Genomic DNA, 25,161 nt, shown 5'->3' with positions numbered 1-25,161 from the left:
TCGTGGAGCGCGCTTATTGTCGACAATGCTGTTGCAAGCCCCGGAGAGGTGACTCACCAAAGGTCTAACAGCCGGAAGCAAACGGGGTGTTGACGCTCATCGACGGGCTGACTAGAGTGCAAGACAATCCAGATTGTCGACAATGGCGAGCATGACATGCAGGACACTCCCGTTCCCGAAGTTCGCACCCTCGCCGAGCGCGTATTCAACCAGCTGCAGGATGCCATAGTGCGCGGCGAACTGGCACCCGGCACCAAGATCACCGAGCCGGGCCTGGCCAAGACCTACGGCATTTCGCGAGGGCCGCTGCGCGAGGCGATGCGCCGGCTCGAGACCCATCGGCTCATCGAGCGCGTCCCCCACGTCGGCGCGCGCGTGGTCAAGCTCACGATGCGCGAGCTGCTCGAGCTGTTCGATGTGCGCGAGGCCATGGAAAGCATGGCCGCGCGGCTGGCGGCGCGCCACATGACCGCCGAGGAGATCGCCGGGCTGCGCGAGGTGCTGGCGTTTCACGAGCGCCAGTCGGACCTGTCCCGCGGCGAGGCCTACTACCAGCGCGAGGGCGATCTCGACTTCCACTATCGCATCGTCCAGGGCAGCCACAACCGCATGCTGATGACCCTGCTCTGCGACGACCTCTACTACCTGGTGCGGCTGTATCGCACCCAGTTCAGTGCCAGTGGCGCGCGCCCGCGGCGGGCCTTCGTCGAGCACCATCGCATCGTCGACGCCATCGAGGCGGGCGACGAGGAGCTCGCCGAGCTGCTGATGCGCCGCCATGTCAGCGCCTCCCGCGAGAACGTGGCCAAGCGCTACGCCGCCGTGCTCGAGCAGGAAGCCGAACAACCGCCCGTGCCCCCCCTCCAGAGGAAGACACCATGACCCGACTCACCCCCGGGGCGCGCTTTCGCGCCGCCCTCGACGCGCAGCGCCCGTTGCCCATCGTCGGCACCATCAATGCCTATTCCGCGCTGATGGCGGAAAAGGTCGGCCATTCGGCGATCTACCTGTCCGGCGGCGGCGTGGCCAACGCCTCCTTCGGCCTGCCCGACCTGGGCATGACCACCATGAACGACGTGGTCGAGGACGCCCGGCGCATCACCGCCGCCACCGACGTGCCGCTGCTGGTGGATATCGACACCGGCTGGGGCGGGGCCTTCAACATCGCCCGCACCATCCGCGAGATGGGTCGAGCCGGCGTTGCTGCGGTCCATCTCGAGGACCAGGTGGCCCAGAAGCGCTGCGGGCACCGCCCCAACAAGGCGATCGTCTCCAGGCAGGAGATGGTCGACCGCATCAAGGCCGCCGCCGATGCGCGCCTGGATCCGGAGTTCTACCTGATCGCCCGTACCGATGCCTTCCAGAAGGAAGGGCTCGAGGCGGCCGTCGACCGCGCCAATGCCTGCATCGAGGCCGGCGCCGACGCGATCTTCGCCGAGGCCGTGCATTCCCTCGAGGATTACCGCGCCTTCTGTGAAGGGGTCGACGCCCCGATTCTCGCCAACATCACCGAATTCGGCGCCACGCCGCTGTTCACCCAGCAGGAGCTGGGCGAGGTGGGCTGCCGGATGGTGCTGTACCCGCTCTCGGCGTTCCGCGCCATGAACGCCGCGGCGCTCAAGGTCTATCGCAGCATCCACGAGCAGGGCCACCAGCACGACGTGGTCGAGCTGATGCAGACCCGCGATGAACTCTACGACTTCCTCGATTACCACGCCTTCGAGCGCAAGCTCGATGAGCTGTTCGACAAGGATCGCTAAGCGCTGCCCCGGGCGGTTGCCGGACATATCCGGCGCCCGGGCAGGGATTGTGTAAAGAGGCTGACAGCATAACAAGGCAAGGAGACACGTCATGGCAGAGACTGCGTCCAACACCGCCGGCCTGCGCGGCCAGAGCGCCGGCAGCACGGCGCTTTGCACCGTGGGCAAGAGCGGCTCGGGGCTGACCTATCGCGGCTACGATATTCACGACCTGGCCGAGCATGCCCGCTTCGAGGAGGTCGCCTACCTGCTGCTCAAGGGCAAGCTGCCCAATCAGGCCGAGCTCGACGCCTACGTTACCCGGCTCAAGGGGCTGCGCGGCCTGCCCGATGCGCTCAAGACGGTGCTCGAGCAGATTCCCGCCGACGCCCATCCGATGGACGTGATGCGCACCGGCTGCTCGATGCTCGGCAACCTCGAGACCGAGGAGAGCTTCGACGAGCAGCAGGACCAGAGCGACCGCATGCTGGCGGCCTTCCCGTCGATCATCAACTACTGGTACCGCTACTCCCACGACGGGGTGCGCATCGACACCGAAACCGACGACGAGTCGGTGGGCGGGCACTTCCTGCACCTGCTGCACGGCAAGCCGGCCTCCGAGCTGCACGCCCGGGTGATGAACGTCTCGCTGATCCTCTACGCCGAGCACGAGTTCAACGCCTCGACCTTCACCGCGCGGGTCTGCGCCTCGACGCTGTCGGACATCCACAGCTGCGTGACCGGGGCCATCGGCTCGCTGCGCGGGCCGCTGCACGGCGGCGCCAACGAGGCGGCCATGGCGATGATCGAGGACTGGCAGAGCCCCGACGAGGCCGAGCGCGAGATTCTCGGCATGCTCGAGCGCAAGGAGAAGATCATGGGCTTCGGGCACGCCATCTACCGCGAGTCCGACCCGCGCAACGCCATCATCAAGCACTGGTCGAAGCGGCTGGCCGAGGACGTCGGCGACACCCGGCTGTACCCCGTCTCCGAGCGGGTCGAGGCGGTCATGTGGCGCGAGAAGAAGCTGTTCTGCAACGCCGACTTCTTCCACGCCAGCGCCTATCACTTCATGGGCATCCCCACCAAGCTGTTCACGCCGATCTTCGTCTGTTCGCGGCTGACCGGCTGGTGCGCGCACGTCTTCGAGCAGCGCGAGAACAACCGCATCATCCGTCCCAGCGCCGACTACACCGGGCCGGACAAGCAGGAATGGTTGCCGATCGAGCAGCGTCAATAAGCGCCCCCCTCAACCGGCAGAGGAGATGGGCTTTCCCGGCGGCAAGGCTTCGCGAGGGCGCTGTAAACCCCTCCCTGGGCGCTACCTTTGCCATCCATGGCAAAGGACCCTCGCTTTGCCTTGGCCCCCGGCGCCCGTCATTCCGAGAGTTTGGAAACGAATTCCAATGCGGCTTCGCCCCCTCTACATCAAGGAACCACGATGAGCGCCAACGTTGAACAGAACCAGCGTCCGGACTACGACGCCGAACTCCAGCAGATTGCCGATTACGTGCTCGGCTACCGGATCGACAGCACCGAGGCTCTGGATACCGCCCGCAACTGCCTGATGGATACCCTGGGCTGCGGCCTGCTGGCCCTGCGCTTTCCCGAGTGCACCAAGCACCTGGGCCCGCTCGTCGAGGGCACGGTGGTGCCGCACGGCGCCCGCGTGCCGGGTACCTCGTTTCGTCTCGACCCGGCCAAGGCCGCCTGGGACATCGGCGCGATCATCCGCTGGCTGGACTACAATGACACCTGGCTGGCCGCCGAGTGGGGCCACCCCTCCGACAATCTGGGCGGCATCCTCGCCGTCGCCGATCACCTCTCGCAGCAGCGTGTCGCCCGCGGCAAGGCGCCGCTGACCATGCGCGAGGTGCTTGAGGCGATGATCATGGCCCACGAGATCCAGGGCGTGCTGGCGCTGGAGAATTCCTTCAACCGCGTGGGTCTGGATCACGTGGTGCTGGTCAAGGTGGCCTCCACCGCGGTGGTCGCCAAGCTGATGGGCGCCGATCGCGAACAGCTGCTCTCGGCGCTGTCGCATGCCTTCGTCGACGGCCAGAGCCTGCGCACCTACCGCCATGCGCCCAATGCCGGTTCGCGCAAGTCCTGGGCGGCGGGGGATGCCACCTCGCGGGCGGTGCGTCTGGCGGATATCGCCCTGCGTGGCGAGATGGGCATTCCCGGGGTGCTGTCCGCGCCGCAGTGGGGGTTCTACGACGTGCTGTTCTCCAAGACCAACAAGGACCAGGCGCTCAAGCCGGAAGACCAGCGCCGCTTCAACGTGCCCCAGGACTACGCCACCTACGTGATGGAGAACATCCTGTTCAAGATCTCCTTCCCCGCCGAGTTCCACTCCCAGACCGCCTGCGAGGCGGCGGTGCGGCTGCACCCCGAGGTGAGGGATCGCCTCGACGAGATCGAGCGGATCGTCATCACCACCCACGAGTCGGCGATTCGCATCATCTCCAAGGAAGGGCACCTTGCGAACCCCGCCGACCGCGACCACTGCCTGCAGTACATGACCGCGGTGCCGCTGGCGTTCGGGTCGCTGACCGCCGAGCACTACGAGGACGCCTTCCACGAGGCGCACCCGATCATCGACGAGCTGCGCGGCAAGATGGTGATCGAGGAGGACCCGCGCTATACCCGCGAGTACCTGGAGGCCGACAAGCGCTCCATCGCCAACGCGGTACAGGTGTTCTTCAGCGACGGCAGCAAGACCGACAAGGTGGAAGTGGAGTATCCGGTGGGCCATCGCCGCCGCCGCGCGGAGGGCATCCCGCTGCTCGAGGCCAAGTTCCAGGCCAACCTGGCCACGCGCTTCCCGGCCGGGCGCTGCGAGCGGATCTTCGGCCTGTGCAAGGACCAGGCGCAGCTGGAGGCCACGCCGGTGCATGAGTTCATGGATCTGTTCGTGATCTGAGGAAACACTGACTAAATGCCTGCGCGGGTGCATCGCTTCGTTGCGCGGTGCTCGGAATCCTCACCTATACCCCATAGGCTCCGGTTCCTGTGCTCCGTGCGCCTTGCGCTGCACTCCGCTCGGCGATTTATTCAGCGCTTCCTGAATCGAAGCGAGGACTACAGGCTCAGCGGTTATCGCCGCCGCGCTCCAGGCGGTCGATCAGCGCATCGAGGTCGGCTTCGTCCATGGCCGGTTCGCCGGCGATGCGGTGGGATTCGTCGGCCCAGGCGCCGAGGTCGAGCAGCCGGCAGCGCTTGGAGCAGAACGGCCGGTAGGGGTTGTCCGTGGACCAGACCACACGGGTCCGGCACTGCGGGCAGGCCACTTCCAGCGGGCGTTGCCGGGTCGGGTTGCGGGTGTCGTCGCTCATGGTGATCCTTGGTCGGTGGAGACAGAGGCGGCCAGCGCCCGGTAGCGGGCGTCGAGTTCCGCCACCCGGCGCGCGAGCGCCTCGTGATCCCCCTGATTGTCGATGACATCGTCGGCCCTGGCCAGACGCTCGGCGCGTGGCATCTGCGCGGCGATGACGGCGCGGGCCTGGGCCTCGTCCACGTCGTCGCGGGCGGTGGTGCGGGCGACCTGCACGGTTTCCGGCACGTCCACCACCAGGCAGCGGTCGGCGAGGCGCGCCTGGCCGGACTCGAACAGCAGCGGCGAGACCAGCAGGTGGTAGGGCGCGCCGCCGGCCCGCAGGCGTTCCAGATGCGTCAGCAGGCGTTCGCGGATCCGCGGATGGGTCACGGACTCCAGCCAGGCACGCTCGTCGGGCGCGTCGAACACGATGGCGCGCAGGGCCCGACGGTCGAGGCGCCCTTCGGCGTCGAGTACCTCGGGGCCGAAGTGCTCGGCGATCTCGGCCAGCGCCGGCTCGCCGGGCTCGACGATCTCGCGGGCCACGTGGTCGGCGTCCACCCAGGGAATGCCGAGGGCGGCGAAGGCGTTGGCCACGGCGCTCTTGCCGGCGCCGATGCCGCCGGTCACGCCGATGGTCAGTGGCGGAGTCATGTCGTGGACCTCCTGTAAACACCCTTTGAAGGCGGAAAGGGATATCACGTCAGCAGCAACGCCTGATAGGCGGCCAGCAGCGGGGCACCGAAGAGCAGGGCGATCCAGCCGGCCAGCGCCAGGAACGGGCCGAACGGCATCGGCTGGCCGCGCAGCCGCGGCACGGCGAGCTGGGCGAGGATGCCGACCACCGCCCCCGCTCCGGCGGACAGGATCAGCAGCAGCGGCAGGGCCTGCCAACCCAGCCAGGCACCCAGCGCGGCGAGCAGCTTGAAGTCGCCGTAGCCCATGCCTTCCTTGCCGGTGATCAGCTTGAAGCCCCAGTAGAAGAGCCAGAGAACGCCGTAGCCGAACATGGCGCCGAGCACCGCATCGCCGAGCATCAGCGGCTGGAACAGCAGCTGGTAGAGCAGCCCCGCCCACAGCAGCGGCAGGGTCAGCACGTCCGGCAACAGCTGGGTGCGCAGGTCGATCACCGCCAGCGCGAGCAGGGTCAGGCAGGCGCCCAGCAGGGCCAGCCCGGCCGGGTCGACCCCGTGAATCGCCGCCACGGCCACGGCCAGCGCCCCCCCGGCCAGCTCCACCAGCGGGTAACGCAGGCTGATCGGCAGCCGGCAGTGGGCGCAGCGCCCGCGCCGCTTGAGATAGCCCAGCAGCGGAATGTTGTCGTGCCAGGCGATGGCGGTTCCGCAGCGCGGGCAGTGCGAGCCGGGGCGCCACAGGTTGAGGTGGGGCAGTTTCGCCACCTCCGGGTCGGGATCGCGGTCCAGGGCGGCGCAGGCCTCCTCGTGCCACTGGCGCATCAGCATCGGCGGCAGGCGCGCGATCACCACGTTGACGAACGACCCCAGGCACAGGCCCAGCACCGCGACCAGCGGCCACAACAGCAGGGGCGGAAAATCGGCGGGCAAGGGGAACTCCTTCTAATCGTCGGCGGGCATCGGCGCCAGACGGTACCACAGCCGCGCTTTTCTGGCATGGCAGCAGTCGAGGTGCGTCACGAGCGAAGACGAGACAAGGCGACCTTCATCGAGGCAGCGCGAGTTTAGCAGCGCTAAATGAGTGTGCCGAGATGAAGGTCAACGCCGTATCGTCGAGCGCAGTAGCACCGTTGCCTATATCGCGTTGCCCAGCTCGAAGATCGGCAAGTACATCGACACCACCAGTCCGCCGACCAGCACCCCCAGCACCACGATGATGAAGGGTTCGAGCAGCGAGGTCAGGGCGTCGACCTTGTTGTCGACCTCTTCCTCGTAGAAGTCGGCCACCTTGTTGAGCATGGTGTCCACCGAGCCGGCTTCCTCGCCGATGCTGACCATCTGCACCGCCATGGTCGGGAAGCGGCGCGTGTTGCGCATGGCGAAGTGCAGCTGCTGGCCATTGGAGACGTCGTCGCGGATGCGCAGCACGGCCCGTTCGTAGACCTGATTGCCGGTGGCGCCGGCGGCGGTTTCCAGCGACTCCACCAGCGGCACGCCGGCGGCGAAGGTCGTCGCCAGGGTGCGCGAGAAGCGCGCCACGGCGGACTTGTCGAGAATGTCGCCGACCACCGGCAGGCGCAGCGCCAGCGCGTGCAGCCGATAGGCGAAGGCCGGGGAGCGCCGGGCGGCCAGCCGTGCGGCGACGGCCGCCGCCAGCAGGGCGCCCAGCCCGGGCAGCCAGTAGGTCTGGGCCAGCTCGGACAGCGAGATGGTCATGCGGGTCATCGCCGGCAGCTCGGCGCCGAAGCCGCGGAACAGGCTCTCGAACTGGGGCACCACCTTGATCAGCAGCAACGCGGTGACGCCGATGCCCACGGCGATGACCGCCGTGGGATAGTAGAGTGCCTTGCGGACCCGCGCCTTCAGGGACTCGACCTTCTCCTGGTAGGTGGCGACCCGGTCGAGCATGCGGTCCAGCGACCCGGACTGCTCGCCGGCCTCCACCATGTTGGTGAACAGCCGGTCGAAGTGGCGCGGATACTGGCGCAGCGCGTCCGAGAAACTCGAACCGGCCGCCACGTCGTCGGCCAGCTTCTGCACCAGGTTGCGCATCGCCGGGTTCTTGAGGCTTTCGATGACCACGCTGAACGCCTGCAGTACCGGCACGCCGGCGCGGATCATGGTCGCCATCTGGCGCGAGAAGAGCATCACGTCCCGTGGCTTGATGCGCCCCACGCCGCCGAACAGACTGCTCTTGCGGCGGATGGTCTTGACGATGATGCCCTGTCGGGCCAGTTCGCGTTCGACCTCGCCGCGATGGCCGGCGACCAGTTCGCCGTCGACCTTCTTGCCCTTGTTGTTCTTGCCGGTCCAGCGCCACCGGTAGAGGGGGGTGCGCTCGTGCGGCTTGCGTCCCTTGCGCGATTTGTCACGGCGAGAGCCGTACGTCGTTGTCGTGGCCATGGCTGGTTCCCTGCGTCCCGGGGGGCGACTTGCGTTGCGTACCGTCAGGGCCGCCGTGGCGGCCATTCGTCATCCCTCTGCGGGGACTGTTTTGCAATTCCTGTCTGTCAATCCTTGGTGACGCGGCTGATCTCCTCGAGGCTGGTGGTGCCGTCGAGCACCTTGCGCAGGCCACTGTGCCGCAGGTCCGGGTAACCCTGCCGGCGAGCGACGGCGGCGATATCCATGGCGCTGGCCTCGGCCAGGATCAGGCGGTCGATCTCGTCGTCGACCGGGACTACCTCGTAGATCCCGATCCGGCCACTGTAGCCCAGCGTGCACTGCTGGCAGCCCACCGGCCGATAGAGCCGGGCGCCGGCGATCTCGTCCTCGGTGAAGCCGGCCTCGATCAGCACCTGCCGGGGAATGTCCGCGGGCTCGCGGCAGTGGCGGCAGAGCTTGCGGGCCAGCCGCTGGGCGATGATCAGCGAGACCGAGCTGGCGATATTGTAGGAGGCCAGCCCCATGTTGCGCAGCCGGGTCAGGGTCTCGGCCGCGGAGTTGGTGTGCAGCGTCGACAGCACCAGGTGGCCGGTCTGCGCGGCCTTGACGGCGACCTCCGCGGTTTCCAGGTCACGGATCTCGCCGACCATGATCACGTCCGGGTCCTGGCGCAGGAAGGCGCGCAGGGCGGTGGCGAAGTCCAGGCCGATCCGCGGCAGCACGTTGACCTGGTTGACCCCCGGCAGCTTGATCTCGACCGGGTCCTCGGCGGTGGAGATGTTGCGCTCGGCGGTGTTGAGCTGGTTGAGCCCGGTATAGAGCGTCACCGTCTTGCCGCTGCCGGTGGGGCCGGTGACCAGGATCATGCCCTGGGGCGCGGCCAGCGCGTTCTCGTACATCGCCCGCTGCTCGGGCGTGAAGCCCAGGGCGTCGATGCCCAGCTTCGCCGAGGTGGGGTCCAGCAGGCGCAGGACGATCTTCTCGCCGTACACGGTGGGCAGCGAGTTGACGCGGAAGTCGATCGAGCGGTTGCGCGACAGGCGCAGCTTGATGGCGCCGTCCTGGGGCAGCCGGCGCTCCGAGATGTCCAGCCGCGCCATGATCTTCAGGCGCGCGGCGATGCGCGTGCGCAGGTTGAAGGGCGGCTGGGCGACCTCGAGCAGCATGCCGTCGATGCGATAGCGAATCCGGTAGGTGCTCTCGTAGGGCTCGAAGTGGATATCCGAGGCGCCGCGGCGGATGGCGTCGAGCAGGATCTTGTTGACGTACCTGACCACCGGGGCGTCGTCGCCGGCGGTGCTGGCGTCGAGGGTGGGCTCCTCGTCGAGCGGAATCGTCTCGGCCTCGAGCTCGTCGAGGCCGGTGGCATCGTCCAGCGCCTCGAGCATGCTGTCGGCGTTGCCCTGGGCCAGGTAGTTCTCGACGGCGGGCTCGAGCTGGTCGATTGGGGCCAGCACGCCGTCCACCGACAGGCCGGTGGCGAACTGCAGCTCGTCCAGGGCGGCCAGGGTGGAGGGGAAGGGCACCGCCACGGTGAGGCGATGCTCGACCCGCATCAGCGGCAGGATGTGGTGCCGGCGCAGGACGTTTTCCGGCATGCCCCGCGACGGCGGGAAGCGGTCGCGGCGCAGGGCGTTGAGGTCGACCACCGGCAGTCCGTATTCGCGGGCGGCCGCCTGGGTGGCGTCCCGGGCGGTGACCAGGCCGGTGTCGATGATGTGCTTGAGCAGCGAGGTTTCATTGGCCCGCGCCTCTTCCTCCGCCTGGTGCATCGCCGCCTCGCTGACCCGCCCCTCGGCGATCAGCCGCCGGGACAGGCCGCGCAGCCCGTCCGAATGCCCCGCCGAGGCGCGGGCCAGAGGCGAGCCGGCTACCGGCGCATCGTCCGTCGATGCTGGCGGCGTGTCATCGGTATCGGGAGCGTAGGGGGGCTGGTAGGAAGACATGGCGTCGGGCGTTCTGCCTCTCGTTGCGGTCGCGTTCCTGCGTGGGGCACCGATCAGCCAGGATGCCGACCCGTGCCACCATGAAATACGGTACTCTCGGCAGGGCGTTTCTGGTGTAAAATAATGTAGTCTATTTCAACGCTGGTGGTGCAGGCCTGCCACCGCGCGCATGACGATTGTCAAGGTGAGCGGGGCCGTTGGCTCATGCCGCGTTGACGCGCGAGGGTCCACGAGGCCGTCCGGGCTGTGATAGCGTCGGAGGGCGTCGGCAACGGGCCGACACGGTACGCATGGAATTCGAGGAAGCTGGAAATGATGAAGACGATGACCCGGACGGCCCGGGGGCAGGGTGGTTTTACGCTGATCGAGCTGATGATCGTGGTGGCGATTGTCGGGATTTTGGCGGCTATAGCTATCCCACAGTACCAAGATTATACGGTAAGAGCGCGTGTGAGTGAGGGACTTTCCTTGGCTTCGGGGGCAAAAGTTGCTGTAGCAGAAAATGCTGCTTCTGGCGTAGCGCTTGATTCTGGCTATGTTGCACCTTCAAGTACAAATAATGTGAAGTCTGTAGGTATCAATCCAGATAATGGTACAATTACTGTAGCGTTCACTGCTGCTGCTGGTGGCGCTGATAAAACTATAACTTTTGTCCCCAACGATAATGATGGTGCTATTGCTAAAGGAACACCCCCTAATGGCAGAATCTCTTGGGACTGCACCGGTGGAGATTTGGCGGATAAATACAGGCCTGCTGAGTGCAGAGGTTGATTTTTGAAAATGTTAGGCCGGTATAATCCGGCCTATTTATTAATAAAGCGCCTTCTCCTCACTCACCACTTCCTTCAGCAACTCCAGGAACAGCTTGTCCGCTTCCGAATAAGACTCCGGATCGTCCGGAATATGAATGCTGGTGGTGTCGCTGATCTCGTTGGCAATCTGCGCCAGGGCCGCCGGGCCGCTGTCCTGATCCAGGCGCTGGCGGGCGATGACGAGCGACTGCTCGAGGATCGCCGGATCCTGCAACAGCTTCTTGATGAAATCCCGCAGTTCGTTGATGACACGGACTTTCTGCATTTCCGAGCTGGCCATGTCGGTTTTCTCCCCGTCGACGGATCACGTTACCGCGCAAGATACCACGAGTCGGGCGATGCGTCAGGCCGGCGTGAGTGGCCGCAGGCTCAGGCGCGTCCCGGCCCGCGCCACACGCGCAGCTGGCCCAGCCAGGGCAGGGTCTCGCCGGCATGGCGCAGGCGCTTGGCCTGATGATCCAGGTCGTGCGGGGCGAGGCTCTCGTCGATGTACAGCGAGACATCGATGCGGTTGTCCAGGTAGTGCAGGTCCAGCGCCACGCGGGACTGCCAGCAGTCGAGCCGCCCCCAGGCCTGCTCCAGGGCGTCTTCCACGTCGGCGCGCAGCGGCAGGCCGTCGTCGGCATCGGGACGGGCGTCGTGGGAGTCGTCCTCGGGGTCGACGTGGAAGGTGATGTCCTCCAGCCGCGGAAAGGCGGCATACAGCTCGCGGCAGACCTGGTTGCCGATCTCGTGGGCCTCGGAGACGGTCAGCCGCGGCGCCACCACCAGGTGCAGGTCGAGCAGCACCTGCTCGGCAACGGTACGGGTGCGCAGCTGGTGCACGTCGCGCACGCCGGGCACCGCCATGGCCAGCTCGCGCATGCGCCGCTGGTCCGCCTCGGGCAGGGCGGTGTCGACCAGCTCGCGGCCCGCCTCCCAAAGCAGCTCGACGCCGATCTTGCCCACCAGCAGGCCGACCACCACCGCGGCGACCGCGTCCAGCCAGCCGGCGCCCAGCTCGCTGCCGATCAGGCCGACCAGCACCGCCACCGTGGACAGGGCGTCGCTGCGTGAATGCCAGGCATTGGCCTCGAGCAGACGCGAGCGGATGCGTCGTGCCGCCTTCAGGGTATAGCGGAAGATCCATTCCTTGCCGAGCAGGGCGACCACCGCCAGGCCGATGGCCCAGGGGCCGGCCGGGGGCACCGGGGTGCCGGCCAGCAGCCGGCTGAGGCTGGCCCAGGCGATGCCGCCGGCGACGAACAGCAGCACGCTGCCCAGCAGCAGGGTGCCGAGGGTCTCGATGCGGCCGTGGCCGTAGGGGTGGTTGTGATCGGGTTCCTGGCGGCCGAAGTGGGTGGCGACGACCACGAAGACGTCGGTCAGCAGGTCGGAGAAGGAGTGGATGCCGTCGGCGACCAGCGCGGCGGAGCCCACGGCGAGCCCGACGAGGATCTTGGCGATGCCCAGCAGGGTGTCCAGGACGGCGCCGATGATGGTGACGCGATGGGCGAGACGGGTCTCTTCGGCGCGAGTAAAGGCTTGTGTCATGCGGTGTTTTCCGGGAAGCGAGTTCAGTTGTACGTTATAGTCCTCGCCCGCATACAGGAACGCAAGGGAACGAACGCAATGGCTTCACTCGTGATGCCGCGGCTGTCGCTCAGCTCGTGGGCACCGGTCTTCAAGGTACTGGCCGTGCTGTGGCTGGTGCTGGCCGCCTTCATGATCCTGCCGTGGCTGGTGCTGCTGGCCGAGGGGGACCCGGATGCCCACGCCTTCGCGCTGTCGATGGCGATCGTGCTGGCGACGGTGGCAAGCGTGCTGCTGCTGACCCGCCATGTGCCCATCGCCCTCAAGCCGCGCCAGATGTTCGTTCTGACCACCCTGAGCTGGCTGACGGTGAGCGGCTTCGCCAGCCTGCCGCTGGTGCTGGGGGCGCCGCAGCTGTCGTTCACCGATGCCGTCTTCGAGTCGGTGTCGGCGATCACCACCACGGGGTCGACCATCCTGGTGGGCATCGAGCGACTCTCCGACGGCCTCAAGCTGTGGCGGGGCATGATGCAGTGGCTGGGCGGCATCGGCATCATCGTCATGGCGATCGCCATTCTGCCGTTCCTCAAGGTCGGCGGCATGCGGCTGTTCCACACCGAGTCCTCGGACTGGTCCGACAAGGTGATGCCGCGCACCCGCGGCATCGCCAAGGCCACCATGAGCATCTACCTGGGCCTGACGGCACTGGCCACCCTGTGCTACTGGCTGGCGGGCATGCTGCCGCTGGATGCGGTGGTGCTGGCGATGACCTCGCTGTCCACCGGCGGCTTCGCCAATTCCGACGCCTCCTTCAGCGCCTATGCCCACCAGCCGGTGCTGCTGTGGCTGGGCTCGCTGTTCATGCTCAGCGGCGCCTTGCCGTTCGTGCTCTACATCCGCGCGATGCGCGGCACGCCGGGCGTGCTGTGGCGCGACCAGCAGGTGCGCGGCATGCTGGTGCTGCTGGCGCTGGCGATCGGCGTGCTGACCGCCTATCGCGTGCTCGGCGGGCTGCCGGTCTTCGAGTCGCTGAGCCAGGTGACGTTCAATGTCGTCTCGGTGGTCACCACCACCGGGTACGCGTCCGACGATTACACCCAGTGGGGCGCGCTGGCGATCGTGGCGTTCTTCTACCTGACGTTCGTCGGCGGCTGCAGCGGTTCCACCAGTGGCGGCATGAAGATCTTCCGCTTTCAGATCGCGCTGCTGATGCTGCGCAACCAGCTGCGCTTTCTGATCCACAGCAATGGGGTGTTCGCCCAGCGCTACAACGACAGCATCCTCAGCGACGAGATCGGCCGTGGCGTGGTGGCTTTTTCCTTCTTCTTCTTCCTGACCGTGGCCGGGCTGGCGCTGGGCCTGTCGATGCTGGGGCTCGACCTGGTCACGGCGCTGTCGGGGGCGGCCACCGCGGTGGCCAACGTCGGGCCGGGGCTGGGCGAGATCATCGGCCCGGCGGGCAACTTTTCCACCCTGCCCGACGCGGCGAAGTGGCTGCTGTGCGTGGGCATGCTGATGGGGCGGCTGGAGATTCTGACGGTTCTGGTGCTGCTGACGCCGATGTTCTGGCGGAAATGATCGGAACTGGCTGTGCTCGGCCATGCGTCGTTAAAAGTCAGCTCGCGCGCGAGTCCGATCGGAATGCTCATTTAGCAGCAAGTAAACTCGCGTGCGAGCCCAGTCCGCTTCCTCGCTGACTTTTGCCTAGCTGTGTAAACCCACCCAGGTTGTTCACGGAAAGGCCCGGCCGGCTAACCGGAGTCACCTGTGGGAGGGGATTCATCCCCGACAGCGGTGGCCCGATGACGGGTTCATCGCGCTGAAGTCGCTCCCACGGCCAGGCTCCGGATGAACCACCTGCCGAGAGATCACACCTGGCCTGGCCGTCGCTCGCCGAGTTCTCGAGTCCGGTCCTTCTTTCAGTTTTCAGTCGCTGGTTATTCTGCCGGCGCGATTGAGCACGGGGTTGGCGTACTGCGCCAGCCACCATTCCCGCAGGGGCTCCGGCACCGTCGCCAGCCGTTCCTCGAAGCGCTGGCGGTCGGCCGCGGTGACCTCGCTCAGGTCGACGAGGTCCGGGGCCAGACCGCTGGCCTCGAGCGCCAGGTGGTGGCTGGGGAACAGGTGGTAGCCCGCCAGCACCTGGCGGTCGATCTCCTCGGCCACCGCGTCGGGGGTGGCAAAGCCGCCTTCCAGCGGGGTGCCGAAGGTCAGCTTGATGCGTCCCTTGTAGCCGGTGATGCCGGCGACGATGGAGCGGATATCCTCGAACTCGACCTTCTCGTAGCGGCCTTCGGTGTGCACTGCGTGCAGCTCGCGGGCCTTCTGCAGGTCGCAGGGGTCGTACTCGTAGCTGATTGACACCGGCACCAGGCGCAGTTCGCGGATCGCCTCGGCGAAGTCGGCCTGCTTGTCTTCCTGCCGGCGAGCCATGGTCAGCATCTTGACGATGGCGGCGTCGGCGCGGTCGATGCCGTCCTTGGCGCGGCCCTCGCGCTGGGCCAGCCAGACCGGGTGGTTGTCGACGGTGATCGAGTGGCGAATGTAGCTCGACAGGGTCTGGTAGGCGGCGAGCATGGCGCGCTTGCCCTTGGCGCTGCGCGGCACGATGAAGCTCTTGTTGAGGCGCATCAGGTCGGTGACGAAGGGCTTCTGCAGCAGGTTGTCGCCGATGGCGATGCGCACGGTGTTGCGCCCGGCCTGGTAGAGCGCGTAGTTGACGAAGGCCGGGTCGAGGGCGATGTCGCGGTGGTTGCCGATGAACAGGTAGGCCCGCTCGGGGTCCAGCTTGTCGATGCCCTCGACGGTGAAGGCGTCGGTGGTGGTGGCCAGCATGCGGCGCATGTAGGCGGCGATGTGGGACTGGAAGTCGGCGACGCTGGCCACGCCGCGCATCTGCCGCTGCAGGGCGAAGGCGGCCAGCCGGCGGGCCAGCCAGGGCGCATGGCGCGACAGGCGGGGCAGCCGGTAGCGGGTGATGGCGTCGAGGAACTCCCGGTCGTGGGCCAGGCGGTCGAGAACGCCGGCCACCTCGTCGTCGTGGTAGGGGCGAATCTTTTCGAAGGCGTCGGGGGAAAGCAGTTGTGTCATGGTGTCGGTGCGGCCGGGGAGGCTTCGCCGCCCAGCCAGTCGATGAGTTGTTCGATGGAGCGGGCCAGGACCTGGGTCATCAGCAGGAAGTCGGTTTCCAGGCGCAGTTCCGGGTCGTCGCCGGTCTCGTTCTCGGCGGCTTCGTCGAGGACCGCGTCGGCGAAGCGCAGCGACTTCAGCGCCAGATCGTCGTGCAGCACCAGCGACACGGCATCCTGGATGGTGAAGGCCAGGCGGGTGGCCTGGCGGCCGCTGTCCAGCGCGGTCTGGATGTCGTCGCCGTCCAGGTCGACCTGGCGGCCGCGCAGCACGCTGTCGTCGCCGGTGGTCGACTTGAGCTCCACCTGGTCGCCGAGCTCCAGCCCGGCGGGCCGGGCGCTGGGCTGCGAGAGCCATTCGGTCATCGCGCGGGTCGGCGTCACCTTCGTGGCCAGCGGCGTGACCTTGAGCGAGCCCAGCGTCTGGCGCAGCAGGTCGAGGGCATCCTCGGCGCGGGCCCGGCTCGAGGCGTTGACGCCGATCAGGGCGTTGCGGGTGTCCCACCACAGGTCGATGCGCTGGGTGCGCACGAAGGCGCGCGGCAGGAACTCCTCGTAGACCTGCTCCTTGAGCGCCTGCTTTTCCGGACGGCGCAGTGGCCGGCCCTCGGCGGCCTCGCGCTCGGCGGCGCGGCTCTCGACGGCCTCGCGCACCACCGAGGCGGGCAGCAGGCGCTCCTGGCGGGCCACGGTCAGAAGGCGCTGCCCCTGGAGTTCATGCAGGCGGCGGGATCCCCCCTGGCCGGCCGGCGCCTGCCAGCCCAGGCGTTTGGCTTCGCTCTCGCCGAGCGGGCGAAAGGCCTGCTCATCGAGGGCCGCCAGCAGTTCATCGGCGGTCAGCGACGGCGCGTCGTGCAGGCGATACAGGTGCAAGTGCTTGAACCACATGGCGTCGTCCCGTTGCAAAGGAGACACATTATGGCGAATTGGCCAGGCGGGTACCAGTCGTCGCGCGGCGACGCCGAATGCAGCAGACGCTTGCCGGCAGTTTCAAACTACCGTTTGTTACCCGGTGTGGGGCTGACTAGAATCGGAAGCATTTGTCATTTTTTGATGCTCAAGGATTGCCGACCCATGGATAACCGTATCGCTCGTTCGACCCTTCGCGTGCGCGGCTTTCATCTCGACGGGTACGCCCATGTCAACAATGCGCGTTACCTAGAATTTCTCGAGGAGGGGCGCTGGGCCTATTTCGAGCAGCAGTTCGACCTGGCCGAGCTGTTCAACCGGGGGCTGGCGGCCGTGGCGGTCAACCTCAACATCAACTACCGCCGGGCCGCGGTGATTCATGACGAGCTCGAGGTGCTCACCTCGCTGGCCGGGCTCAATCATCGCAGCGCGATCATCCATCAGGAGATCAATCGCGTTGCCGACGGCAAGCGCATCGCCGATGCCGACTTCACCTTCGTGCTGCTCGACACCCATACCGGGCGCGCCATGGCCATCGAGGGCGAACTGCGCGACACCCTGACGCCCTACGTGCTGAGTCCGGCGGCCGATCGCGCCTGATCCGCCGCTGCTTAACGGCGGGGCGGATGGTATAATCGCTCGATTATCGGCGTCCATCGGCTCGCCGGGGGCTCCGCGGTCCGTCGGGTCACGGGGACCGCTTGCTGGCTGTCCGGCCAGCGTTCATCAGTCGCAGTGCAAAGGATTTGACGATACATGGGTGACATCGCCAGAGAGATTCTGCCAGTCAATATCGAGGACGAGCTCAAGCAGTCGTATCTCGATTACGCGATGAGCGTGATCATCGGTCGTGCACTGCCTGACGTGCGCGACGGGCTCAAGCCCGTTCACCGGCGTGTGCTGTATGCCATGCACGAGCTGGGCAACGACTGGAACAAGCCGTACAAGAAGTCCGCCCGTGTGGTCGGCGATGTCATCGGTAAGTACCACCCGCACGGCGACAGCGCGGTCTACGACACCATCGTGCGCATGGCCCAGGACTTCTCGATGCGCTACGTGCTGGTCGACGGCCAGGGCAACTTCGGCTCGATCGACGGCGACAGCGCGGCGGCGATGCGTTACACCGAGGTGCGCATGGCGCGGCTCGCCCACGAGCTGCTCGCCGACCTGGAGAAGGACACCGTCGACTGGGTCGACAACTACGACGGCACCGAGCGCATCCCCGACGTGCTGCCGACCCGGGTGCCCAACCTGCTGGTCAACGGCGGCTCGGGCATCGCGGTGGGCATGGCCACCAACATCCCGCCCCACAACATGAGAGAGGTGGTCGACGGCTGCCTGGCGCTGATCGACGACTACACGCTCTCGGTCGACGACCTGATGGAGTACATTCCGGGGCCGGACTTCCCCACCAGCGGCATCATCAACGGCCGGGCCGGCATCCTCGACGCCTACCGCACCGGTCGCGGGCGCATCTACGTGCGGGCGCGCCACACCATCGAGCATGACGACAAGAGCGGTCGCGACCACATCGTCATCACCGAGCTGCCCTATCAGGTCAACAAGGCGCGACTGATCGAGAAGATCGCCGAGCTGGTCAAGGACAAGCGCATCGAGGGCATCGCCGAGCTGCGCGACGAATCCGACAAGGAAGGCCTGCGCGTGGTGATCGAGGTCAAGCGCGGCGAGTCCGGCGAGGTGGTGGTCAACAACCTGTTCGCCCACACCCAGCTCGAGACGGTGTTCGGCATCAACATGGTGGCGCTGGACAACGGCCAGCCCAAGACGCTCAACCTCAAGGAAATGCTCGAGGCCTTCGTGCGCCACCGCCGCGAGGTGGTCACCCGGCGCACGCTGTTCGAGCTCAAGAAGGCCCGCGAGCGGGGCCATATCCTCGAGGGCCTGACGGTCGCGATTTCCAACATCGACAAGGTGATCGAGCTGATCAAGGCGTCGCCGTCGGCGGCCGAGGCCAAGGACAAGCTGATCGAGCGCTCCTGGCGGCCGGGGCAGGTGCTCGACATGCTGTCCCGCGCGGGGGCCGAGTCCTGTCGCCCCGAGGCGCTGGAGGAAGGCTTCGGGCTGTCCGGCGATCGCGGCGAGTATCGCCTGTCGCCGGCCCAGGCCCAGGCGATCCTCGAGCTGCGCCTGCATCGCCTGACCGGGCTCGAGACCGAGAAGCTGCTCAACGAATATTCGGGTATTCTCGAGCGGATCGCCGAACTGTCCGCCATCCTGGCCTCCGCGGATCGCCTGCTGGAGGTGATCCGCGAGGAGCTGGTCGCCGTGCGCGACCAGTACGGCGACGCGCGCAAGACCGAGATCCAGACCAGTCGGCTCGACCTGACCATCGAGGACCTGATCAGCGAAGAGGACATGGTGGTCACCATCTCGCGCTCGGGCTATGCCAAGAGCCAGCCGATCAGCGACTACCGGGCCCAGCGTCGCGGCGGTCGTGGCAAGTCGGCGACCAGCATGAAGAACGAGGATGTCATCGAGCACCTGCTGGTGGCCTCGACCCACGACACCGTGCTGCTGTTCTCCAACAAGGGCAAGGTCTACTGGCTGAAGGTCTACGAGATTCCCGCCGCCAGCCGCGGCTCTCGGGGCAAGCCGCTGGTCAATCTGCTGCCGCTCGACGACGACGAGGCGATCAACGCCATGCTGCCGGTGCGCGAGTACCGCGAGGACAGCTACATCTTCTTCGCCACCGCCCGGGGCACCGTCAAGCGCACCTCGCTCGAGCAGTTCTCGCGGCCGCGCAGCGTCGGCCTGATCGCTATCGACCTCGACGAGGGTGACCGTCTGGTCGGGGCGGCCATTACCGGCGGCTCGGATCACGTCATGCTGCTGTCCTCCAACGGCAAGGCGATCCGCTTCGATGAAGGCGACGTGCGGGCCATGGGGCGTACCGCCCGCGGCGTGCGGGGCATGCGCCTGGCCGACGATGCCGAGGTGATCAGCCTGATCATCCCGAGCTCGACCCGGATCGACAGCGAGGAGGCGGCCGTCGAAGACACGGGTGCCGGCGATGCCGCGGCGGCGACCGAAGCGGAGCAGGCCTATATCCTCACCGCCTCCGAGCACGGCTACGGCAAGCGCACCCGGCTGGAGGAGTTTCCGCTGCGCGGTCGCGGCGGCCAGGGGGTCATCGCCATGCAGACCAGCAACCGCAACGGCGACCTGGTCTCGGCCATCCAGGTGCACGGCAGCGACGAGATGATGCTGATCACCGATCGCGGCACCCTGGTGCGTACCCGGGTCGAGGAGGTCTCGGTGACCTCGCGCAACACCCAGGGCGTGATGCTGATTCGTCTGGGCGAGGCCGAGTCGCTGGTCAAGACGGTACGCGTCGACGAGCCCAGCGACGAGGAGGAGGGCGTCGACGAGATGGCCGAGGACGGTGCGGCCGAGTCAGGCGATGAAACCGCATCCGACGCGGCCGCGCCGGGCACCCCGGATGACGCCGAGTGAGCGCCTGATCCCCCGCGACCGCCGCGATCACGGCGGTCGTCTTTCACGGACTTGTGAGACGCAACGCTGATGACACGCCTTTACAACTTCTGTGCCGGGCCGGCCGCGCTGCCGACCCCGGTTCTGCAACGCGCCCAGGAAGAGCTGCTCGACTATCACGGTCGTGGCCTGTCGGTGATGGAGATGAGCCATCGCAGCGCCGACTTCACGGCGATCGCCGAGGCCGCCGAGGCCACCCTGCGCGAGCTGCTGGCGATCCCCGACAACTACCGGGTGCTGTTCCTGCAGGGCGGCGCCTCCTCGCAGTTCGCCATGGTCCCCTACAACCTGCTGGGCCGCGGCGGCACGCCCAACTATCTGTACACCGGCATCTGGGGCAAGAAGGCGATCGCCGAGGCGCGCCACGTCGCCGGCGCGCACATCGCCGCGTCGAGCGAGGACAACGGCCTGCGCGAGGTGCCGCGCCCCGAGGCCATCGCGCTGTCATCGGACGCCGCCTACCTGCACTACACCGACAACGAGACCATCGGCGGCCTGGCCTTCGACTACATCCCCGAGGTCGAGGTGCCGCTGGTCTGCGACATGTCCTCGTCGATCCTCTCGGCGCCGCTGGATGTCTCGCGGTTCGGGGTCATCTACGCCGGCGCCCAGAAGAACATCGGCCCGGCCGGGCTGACGCTGGTCATCGTGCGCGACGACCTGCTCGACCGCGCCCGGCCCGACACGCCGACCATGTTCAACTACCGGGTCATGGCGGAACACGGCTCGATGTACAACACGCCGCCGACCTATGCCTGGTACCTGGCGGGCCTGGTGTTCGACTGGCTCAAGCAGGATATCGGCGGGCTGGAGGCGATGGACGCCATCAATGCCCGCAAGGCCGAGACGCTCTACGGCGCCATCGACGCCAGCGGCTTCTACAGCAACCCGATCGCGCCGCGCAATCGCTCGCGGATGAACGTGCCGTTCGTGCTGGCCGATGACGCGCTCAACGGCGACTTTCTGCGCGAGGCCGAGACAGCGGGGCTGCTCAACCTCAAGGGGCATCGCAGCGTCGGCGGCATGCGGGCCAGTCTCTACAACGCTGTGCCCGAGGCGGCGGTGGAGGCGCTGGTGGACTTCATGGCCGACTTCGAACGGCGTCACGGCTGAGGGCGGGGGAGAACATGAGCGACATACCGATCAATCTCGATGAACTGCGCCAACGCATCGACCGGATCGACGGCGAGATCCTGCGCCTGATCAGCGAGCGGGCCGAGTGTGCCCAGCAGGTGGCGCGGGTCAAGCTGGCCGAGGACGCCGGGGCGGTGTTCTACCGGCCGGAGCGCGAGGCCCAGGTACTGCGCCGCATCATGGCGCTCAACCAGGGGCCGCTGGACGCCGAGGAGGTGGGGCGGCTGTTCCGCGAGATCATGTCGGCCTGCCTGGCGCTGGAGCAGCCGGTCAAGGTGGCCTACCTCGGTCCCGAGGGCACCTTCACCCAGCAGGCGGCCCTCAAGCATTTCGGCGAGAGCGCCGTCAGCCTGCCGATGGCGGCGATCGACGAGGTGTTCCGCGAGGTCGAGGCCGGCGCCGTCAACTACGGCGTGGTGCCGGTGGAGAACTCCACCGAGGGCGTGGTCAACCATACCCTCGACTCCTTCATGGACTCGTCGATGCACATCTGCGGCGAGGTGGTGCTGCGCATCCACCATCACCTGCTGGTGGCGCCCACCACGCGACGCGACAAGATCTCGCGGATCTACTCGCATCCGCAGTCGTTCGCCCAGTGCCGCAAGTGGCTCGATGCCCACTACCCGCATGCCGAGCGGGTGCCGGTGTCCTCCAATGCCGAGGCGGCGCGGCTGATCAAGAGTGAATGGCACAGCGCGGCAATCGCCGGCGACATGGCCGCCAAGCTCTACGAGCTGGAGAAGATCGCCGAGAAGATCGAGGACCGCCCCGACAACTCCACACGCTTTCTGATCATCGGCCACCCGTCGGTACCGATGTGCGGCGACGACAAGACCTCGCTGGTGGTGGCGATGCGCAACCAGCCCGGCGCCCTGCACGACCTGCTCGAGCCGTTCCATCGTCACCAGATCGACCTGACGCGGCTGGAGACCCGGCCGTCCCGCTCCGGGGTGTGGAACTACGTGTTCTTCATCGACTTCAAGGGCCATGTCGACCAGCCGGAAGTGGCCGCCGTGCTCGACGAGGTCAGCCTGCGCTCGGCGGAAATGAAGGTGCTGGGCTCCTACCCGCAGGGTGTGCTGTAGATGACGGACGCGCAGGCGCCCCGGGTACTCATCGTCGGGCTGGGGATGATCGGCGGCTCGCTGGCCGCGGCGCTCAAGGCCGGCAGCTTTGCCGGTCGTGTCGTGGCCTGCGACCGTGATCCGGAAGAGATCGCTCGCGGGCTGGCGCTCGGGGTGATCGATGCCGGCGGTACCGAGGTGGCGGACTGGGTCGCCGACAGCCAGCTCATCGTGCTGGCCGTGCCGGTGCTGGCGATGGAGTCGGTGCTGGCACGCCTGGCGCCGCTGCTCGACGCTCAGGTGATTACTGACGTGGGCAGCACCAAGCTGGCCATCCGCGCCGCCGCCGAGCGGGTCTTCGGTTCGTTGCCGCCGCGCTTCATTCCGGGGCATCCGATCGCCGGGTCCGAGAAGAGCGGCGTGGCGGCCGCCAATCCCGATCTCTACCGCCACCACAAGGTGATCCTGACGCCCGGGCTGGACAGCGATCCCGCGGCCCTGGCGCAGGTGCGGGCCATGTGGCAGGCCTGCGGCGCGGAGGTGGTGGACATGGCCATCGAGCGCCATGACCAGGTGCTGGCGCGCACCAGTCATCTGCCGCATCTGCTGGCTTTCTCGCTGGTCGACACCCTGGCGCGCCAGGACGAGCGCCTCGAGATCTTCCGCTACGCGGCGGGCGGCTTTCGCGACTTCACGCGTATCGCCGGCAGCGACCCGGTGATGTGGCGGGACATCTTCACCGCCAACAAGGACGCGATGATCGCCGCACTGGACGACTTCGAGGCGGGCGTGGCCCGCCTGCGCCGGGCGATCGTCACGGGCGACGACGACGCCATGCTGGCGACGCTGGACCGGGCCAGCCATGCCCGACACTATTTCGACACGCTATTGAACAAGACGAGATATCAGGCGATGGAACAACGCAATATCCGTTACCGGGTCAGTCCCGGCGGCGGCGTTCGTGGCACGATCCGGGTGCCCGGCGACAAGTCGATCTCGCACCGCTCGATCATGCTGGGTGCGCTCGCTGACGGGGTTACCGAGGTTTCGGGCTTTCTGGAAGGCGAGGACAGCCTGGCCACCCTGCAGGCCTTCCGCGAGATGGGCGTGGCCATCGAGGGGCCGCATCAGGGCCGGGTGACCATTCACGGGGTCGGCCTGCATGGCTTGAAGGCGCCCGCCGGGCCGCTCTACGTGGGCAATGCCGGCACCGCCATGCGGCTGTTCGCCGGGTTGCTCGCCGGGCAGGCCTTCGATACCGAGCTGACCGGCGACGAGTCGCTGACCAAGCGCCCGATGGGCCGGGTCGCCGATCCGCTGCGCGAGATGGGCGCGGTGATCGAGACCGCCGAGGGCGGCCGGCCACCGCTGACGATCCGCGGCGGGCAGCGCCTGAAGGGCATCGACTACGCCATGCCGATGGCCAGCGCCCAGGTGAAGTCGTGCCTGCTGCTGGCCGGGCTCTATGCCGAGGGCACCACGCGGGTGCGCGAGCCGGCGCCGGCCCGTGACCATACCGAACGCATGCTCAGCGGGTTCGGCTACCCGGTGCATCGCGACGGCGACCTGGCCTGGCTCGAGGGCGGCGGCCGGCTGACGGCGGCACCGATCGATGTGCCGGCCGACATCTCCTCGGCGGCCTTCTTCCTAGTGGCGGCGGCGATCACCCCGGGCGCCGACCTGACGCTCGAGCATGTCGGCATCAACCCGACGCGGATCGGCGTGATCAACATCCTCCAGGCGATGGGCGCGGATATCCGCCTCGACAACCCGCACGAGGTGGGCGGAGAGCCGGTGGCCGACCTGCGTGTACGCTACACCCCGCTCAAGGGCATCACGATTCCCGAGGACCAGGTGCCGCTGGCCATCGACGAGTTCCCGGCGCTGTTCATCGCTGCCGCCAACGCCGAGGGCGTGACCCGGCTGCGCGGCGCCGCCGAGCTGCGGGTCAAGGAGTCCGACCGGCTGGCGGCCATGGCCGATGGTCTTTCCGTGCTGGGGGTCGAGAACACCCTGCACGAGGACGGCATCGATATCGTCGGCCACGGTAGCGAGACACCCAATTACGGCGGCGGGCGCATCGACAGTCTCGGCGACCACCGCATCGCCATGGCCTTCGCCATTGCCGCGCTGCGGGCCCGGGAACCGATCGTCATCGACGACTGCAAGAACGTCGCGACCTCCTTTCCCGGGTTCGTCGACCTGGCGCGCCGGGTCGGCCTGACGCTCGACGAGGAGGCGTCATGACGGCAGGTGGGTCTCCTGTGGCGGTGCTGGCCATCGACGGGCCCGGCGGGGCCGGCAAGGGCACGGTGAGCCGCCTGGTCGCCGAGCGCCTGGGCTGGCACCTGCTGGATTCCGGCGCGCTTTACCGGCTGACCGCGCAGGCCGCGCTCAAGCACGGGGCGGCGCTTGATGATGCCGACGCCCTGGCGCGGCTGGCGGGCACCCTGGACGTGGCCTTTCTCGCCGAGGCGGGCGAGGCCCGGGTGCTGCTCGAAGGCGAGGACGTCACCCGGGCGATCCGCACCGAGACCATGGGCGAGAATGCCTCGCGCGTGGCGGCGGTACCCGCGGTGCGCGAGGCGCTGCTGGCGCGCCAGCGCGAGTTCCGCCAGGCCCCGGGGCTGGTGGCCGACGGGCGCGACATGGGAACGGTGGTGTTCCCCGAGGCGCCGCTCAAGATCTTCCTCACCGCCTCCGCCGAGGAACGGGCGCGACGGCGCTACCGTCAGTTGCAGGACGCGGGAGTGGATGCTAGTCTATCGAGTCTTTTGGAAGAGATTCAGGCTCGGGATGCGCGCGACATGCAGCGCAGTGTGGCTCCACTGAAACCGGCGCACGACGCTGTCGAACTGGACACCACCGAGCTGACGATACCGGACGTGGTGGATCACATTCTGCGGCTGATTGAAGACCGGGGCCTGGTGTCCCAGCTTTGACATCCCGATGCGATAACGCTTCCGGCGCCCCCGGCCAGACGTGATGACGTGGCCCGGCAACCTGAGTGTGATGCCGAGAGCCGGACCAGGTCGAACCAGCGCCAACGTCCCCGGGGATATGTA

At 67.4% G+C, this 25,161-nt stretch carries 21 protein-coding genes; 12 read left to right on the top strand and 9 right to left on the bottom strand.

All coding sequences use genetic code 11. The features are described from left to right. The first annotated feature begins 156 nt into the window (after positions 1 to 156). The 4 genes from KGQ91_RS14210 (at position 157) to prpD (ending at position 4,665) form a co-directional block, all read left to right on the top strand. Positions 157 to 882, top strand: a complete 726-nt coding sequence (locus tag KGQ91_RS14210; RefSeq protein WP_163648973.1) for a GntR family transcriptional regulator — start codon at positions 157 to 159, stop codon at positions 880 to 882. Then, positions 879 to 1,760: a methylisocitrate lyase gene (gene prpB / locus KGQ91_RS14205; RefSeq protein ID WP_163648972.1), complete on the top strand. Its 882-nt coding sequence runs from the start codon at positions 879 to 881 to the stop codon at positions 1,758 to 1,760. Before KGQ91_RS14210 ends, prpB begins: the two co-directional genes overlap by 4 nt. Positions 1,761 to 1,851: 91 nt before the next feature. Continuing rightward, a complete protein-coding gene (gene prpC, locus KGQ91_RS14200) occupies positions 1,852 to 2,979 on the top strand; it encodes a bifunctional 2-methylcitrate synthase/citrate synthase (protein ID WP_224421281.1) in 1,128 nt (375 codons plus the stop codon). Between the two features lie 201 nt (positions 2,980 to 3,180). Then, positions 3,181 to 4,665 carry a 2-methylcitrate dehydratase gene (gene prpD / locus KGQ91_RS14195; RefSeq protein WP_163648970.1) on the top strand — a complete coding sequence of 495 codons (1,485 nt, stop codon included), beginning with the start codon at positions 3,181 to 3,183 and terminating at the stop codon, positions 4,663 to 4,665. 166 nt (positions 4,666 to 4,831) lie between these two features. Here the strand turns inward: prpD and yacG are convergent, their stop codons facing one another. From yacG to pilB, 5 genes are all read right to left on the bottom strand, one after another. After that, on the bottom strand, positions 4,832 to 5,077 hold the full coding sequence (gene yacG / locus KGQ91_RS14190; protein ID WP_224414645.1) for a DNA gyrase inhibitor YacG: 246 nt from the start codon (positions 5,075 to 5,077) through the stop codon (positions 4,832 to 4,834). After that, positions 5,074 to 5,712 carry a dephospho-CoA kinase gene (gene coaE, locus KGQ91_RS14185; protein ID WP_163648968.1) on the bottom strand — a complete coding sequence of 213 codons (639 nt, stop codon included), beginning with the start codon at positions 5,710 to 5,712 and terminating at the stop codon, positions 5,074 to 5,076. Before coaE ends, yacG begins: the two co-directional genes overlap by 4 nt. Before the next feature lie 44 nt (positions 5,713 to 5,756). Further along, the gene (locus KGQ91_RS14180) at positions 5,757 to 6,623 is read right to left on the bottom strand and encodes a prepilin peptidase (protein ID WP_224421280.1); all 867 of its coding nucleotides are present in this window, start codon (positions 6,621 to 6,623) and stop codon (positions 5,757 to 5,759) included. Positions 6,624 to 6,827: 204 nt separating this feature from the next. Then, complete coding sequence (locus KGQ91_RS14175) at positions 6,828 to 8,096, bottom strand: type II secretion system F family protein (protein ID WP_224421279.1); 1,269 nt, start codon at positions 8,094 to 8,096, stop codon at positions 6,828 to 6,830. Positions 8,097 to 8,203: 107 nt separating this feature from the next. After that, positions 8,204 to 10,024 carry a type IV-A pilus assembly ATPase PilB gene (pilB, locus tag KGQ91_RS14170; RefSeq protein ID WP_224421278.1) on the bottom strand — a complete coding sequence of 607 codons (1,821 nt, stop codon included), beginning with the start codon at positions 10,022 to 10,024 and terminating at the stop codon, positions 8,204 to 8,206. A gap of 312 nt (positions 10,025 to 10,336) precedes the next feature. Here pilB and KGQ91_RS14160 point away from each other — a divergent pair, with 312 nt between their 5' ends. Then, a complete protein-coding gene (locus KGQ91_RS14160; protein ID WP_318010290.1) occupies positions 10,337 to 10,795 on the top strand; it encodes a pilin in 459 nt (152 codons plus the stop codon). Positions 10,796 to 10,834: 39 nt separating this feature from the next. Here the strand turns inward: KGQ91_RS14160 and KGQ91_RS14155 are convergent, their stop codons facing one another. Then, positions 10,835 to 11,116, bottom strand: coding sequence for a hypothetical protein (locus tag KGQ91_RS14155; protein WP_224421277.1), 282 nt, complete (start codon positions 11,114 to 11,116; stop codon positions 10,835 to 10,837). Between the two features lie 89 nt (positions 11,117 to 11,205). Continuing rightward, on the bottom strand, positions 11,206 to 12,369 hold the full coding sequence (locus KGQ91_RS14150) for a cation diffusion facilitator family transporter (RefSeq protein ID WP_224421276.1): 1,164 nt from the start codon (positions 12,367 to 12,369) through the stop codon (positions 11,206 to 11,208). A 78-nt stretch (positions 12,370 to 12,447) separates the two neighbouring features. On the opposite strand from KGQ91_RS14150, the gene KGQ91_RS14145 reads away from it, so the two are divergent. Beyond that, positions 12,448 to 13,926, top strand: coding sequence for a TrkH family potassium uptake protein (locus tag KGQ91_RS14145; protein WP_224421275.1), 1,479 nt, complete (start codon positions 12,448 to 12,450; stop codon positions 13,924 to 13,926). Positions 13,927 to 14,274: 348 nt separating this feature from the next. On the opposite strand, the gene KGQ91_RS14140 is transcribed toward KGQ91_RS14145, so the two are convergent. Together KGQ91_RS14140 and KGQ91_RS14135 are read right to left on the bottom strand one after the other, a co-directional pair. Next, entirely contained in the window at positions 14,275 to 15,438 is a 1,164-nt protein-coding gene (locus KGQ91_RS14140; RefSeq protein ID WP_224421274.1) for a 1-acyl-sn-glycerol-3-phosphate acyltransferase, read from the bottom strand. Further along, a complete protein-coding gene (locus KGQ91_RS14135; protein ID WP_224414653.1) occupies positions 15,435 to 16,364 on the bottom strand; it encodes a recombination-associated protein RdgC in 930 nt (309 codons plus the stop codon). Before KGQ91_RS14135 ends, KGQ91_RS14140 begins: the two co-directional genes overlap by 4 nt. Positions 16,365 to 16,550: 186 nt before the next feature. On the opposite strand from KGQ91_RS14135, the gene KGQ91_RS14130 reads away from it, so the two are divergent. The 6 genes from KGQ91_RS14130 (at position 16,551) to cmk (ending at position 25,038) form a co-directional block, all read left to right on the top strand. Next, positions 16,551 to 16,985: an acyl-CoA thioesterase gene (locus KGQ91_RS14130; protein ID WP_163648959.1), complete on the top strand. Its 435-nt coding sequence runs from the start codon at positions 16,551 to 16,553 to the stop codon at positions 16,983 to 16,985. 156 nt (positions 16,986 to 17,141) lie between these two features. Beyond that, positions 17,142 to 19,859 carry a DNA gyrase subunit A gene (gene gyrA, locus KGQ91_RS14125; RefSeq protein ID WP_224421273.1) on the top strand — a complete coding sequence of 906 codons (2,718 nt, stop codon included), beginning with the start codon at positions 17,142 to 17,144 and terminating at the stop codon, positions 19,857 to 19,859. Between the two features lie 69 nt (positions 19,860 to 19,928). Further along, a complete protein-coding gene (gene serC, locus KGQ91_RS14120; protein ID WP_224414655.1) occupies positions 19,929 to 21,011 on the top strand; it encodes a 3-phosphoserine/phosphohydroxythreonine transaminase in 1,083 nt (360 codons plus the stop codon). Positions 21,012 to 21,025: 14 nt separating this feature from the next. Beyond that, entirely contained in the window at positions 21,026 to 22,117 is a 1,092-nt protein-coding gene (gene pheA / locus KGQ91_RS14115; protein ID WP_224421272.1) for a prephenate dehydratase, read from the top strand. Continuing rightward, the gene (locus KGQ91_RS14110; RefSeq protein ID WP_224421271.1) at positions 22,118 to 24,343 is read left to right on the top strand and encodes a bifunctional prephenate dehydrogenase/3-phosphoshikimate 1-carboxyvinyltransferase; all 2,226 of its coding nucleotides are present in this window, start codon (positions 22,118 to 22,120) and stop codon (positions 24,341 to 24,343) included. Beyond that, positions 24,340 to 25,038, top strand: coding sequence for a (d)CMP kinase (gene cmk, locus KGQ91_RS14105; RefSeq protein WP_224421270.1), 699 nt, complete (start codon positions 24,340 to 24,342; stop codon positions 25,036 to 25,038). The genes KGQ91_RS14110 and cmk overlap by 4 nt, the downstream gene beginning before the upstream one ends. Positions 25,039 to 25,161: the final 123 nt, after the last annotated feature.

Source organism: Modicisalibacter tunisiensis, from assembly GCF_020148005.1.
In the GTDB taxonomy this organism is placed as follows: domain Bacteria; phylum Pseudomonadota; class Gammaproteobacteria; order Pseudomonadales; family Halomonadaceae; genus Modicisalibacter; species Modicisalibacter tunisiensis.
The sequence above is the reverse complement of the archived record's forward strand: the minus strand, read 5'-3'. Positions and strand labels throughout refer to the sequence as shown.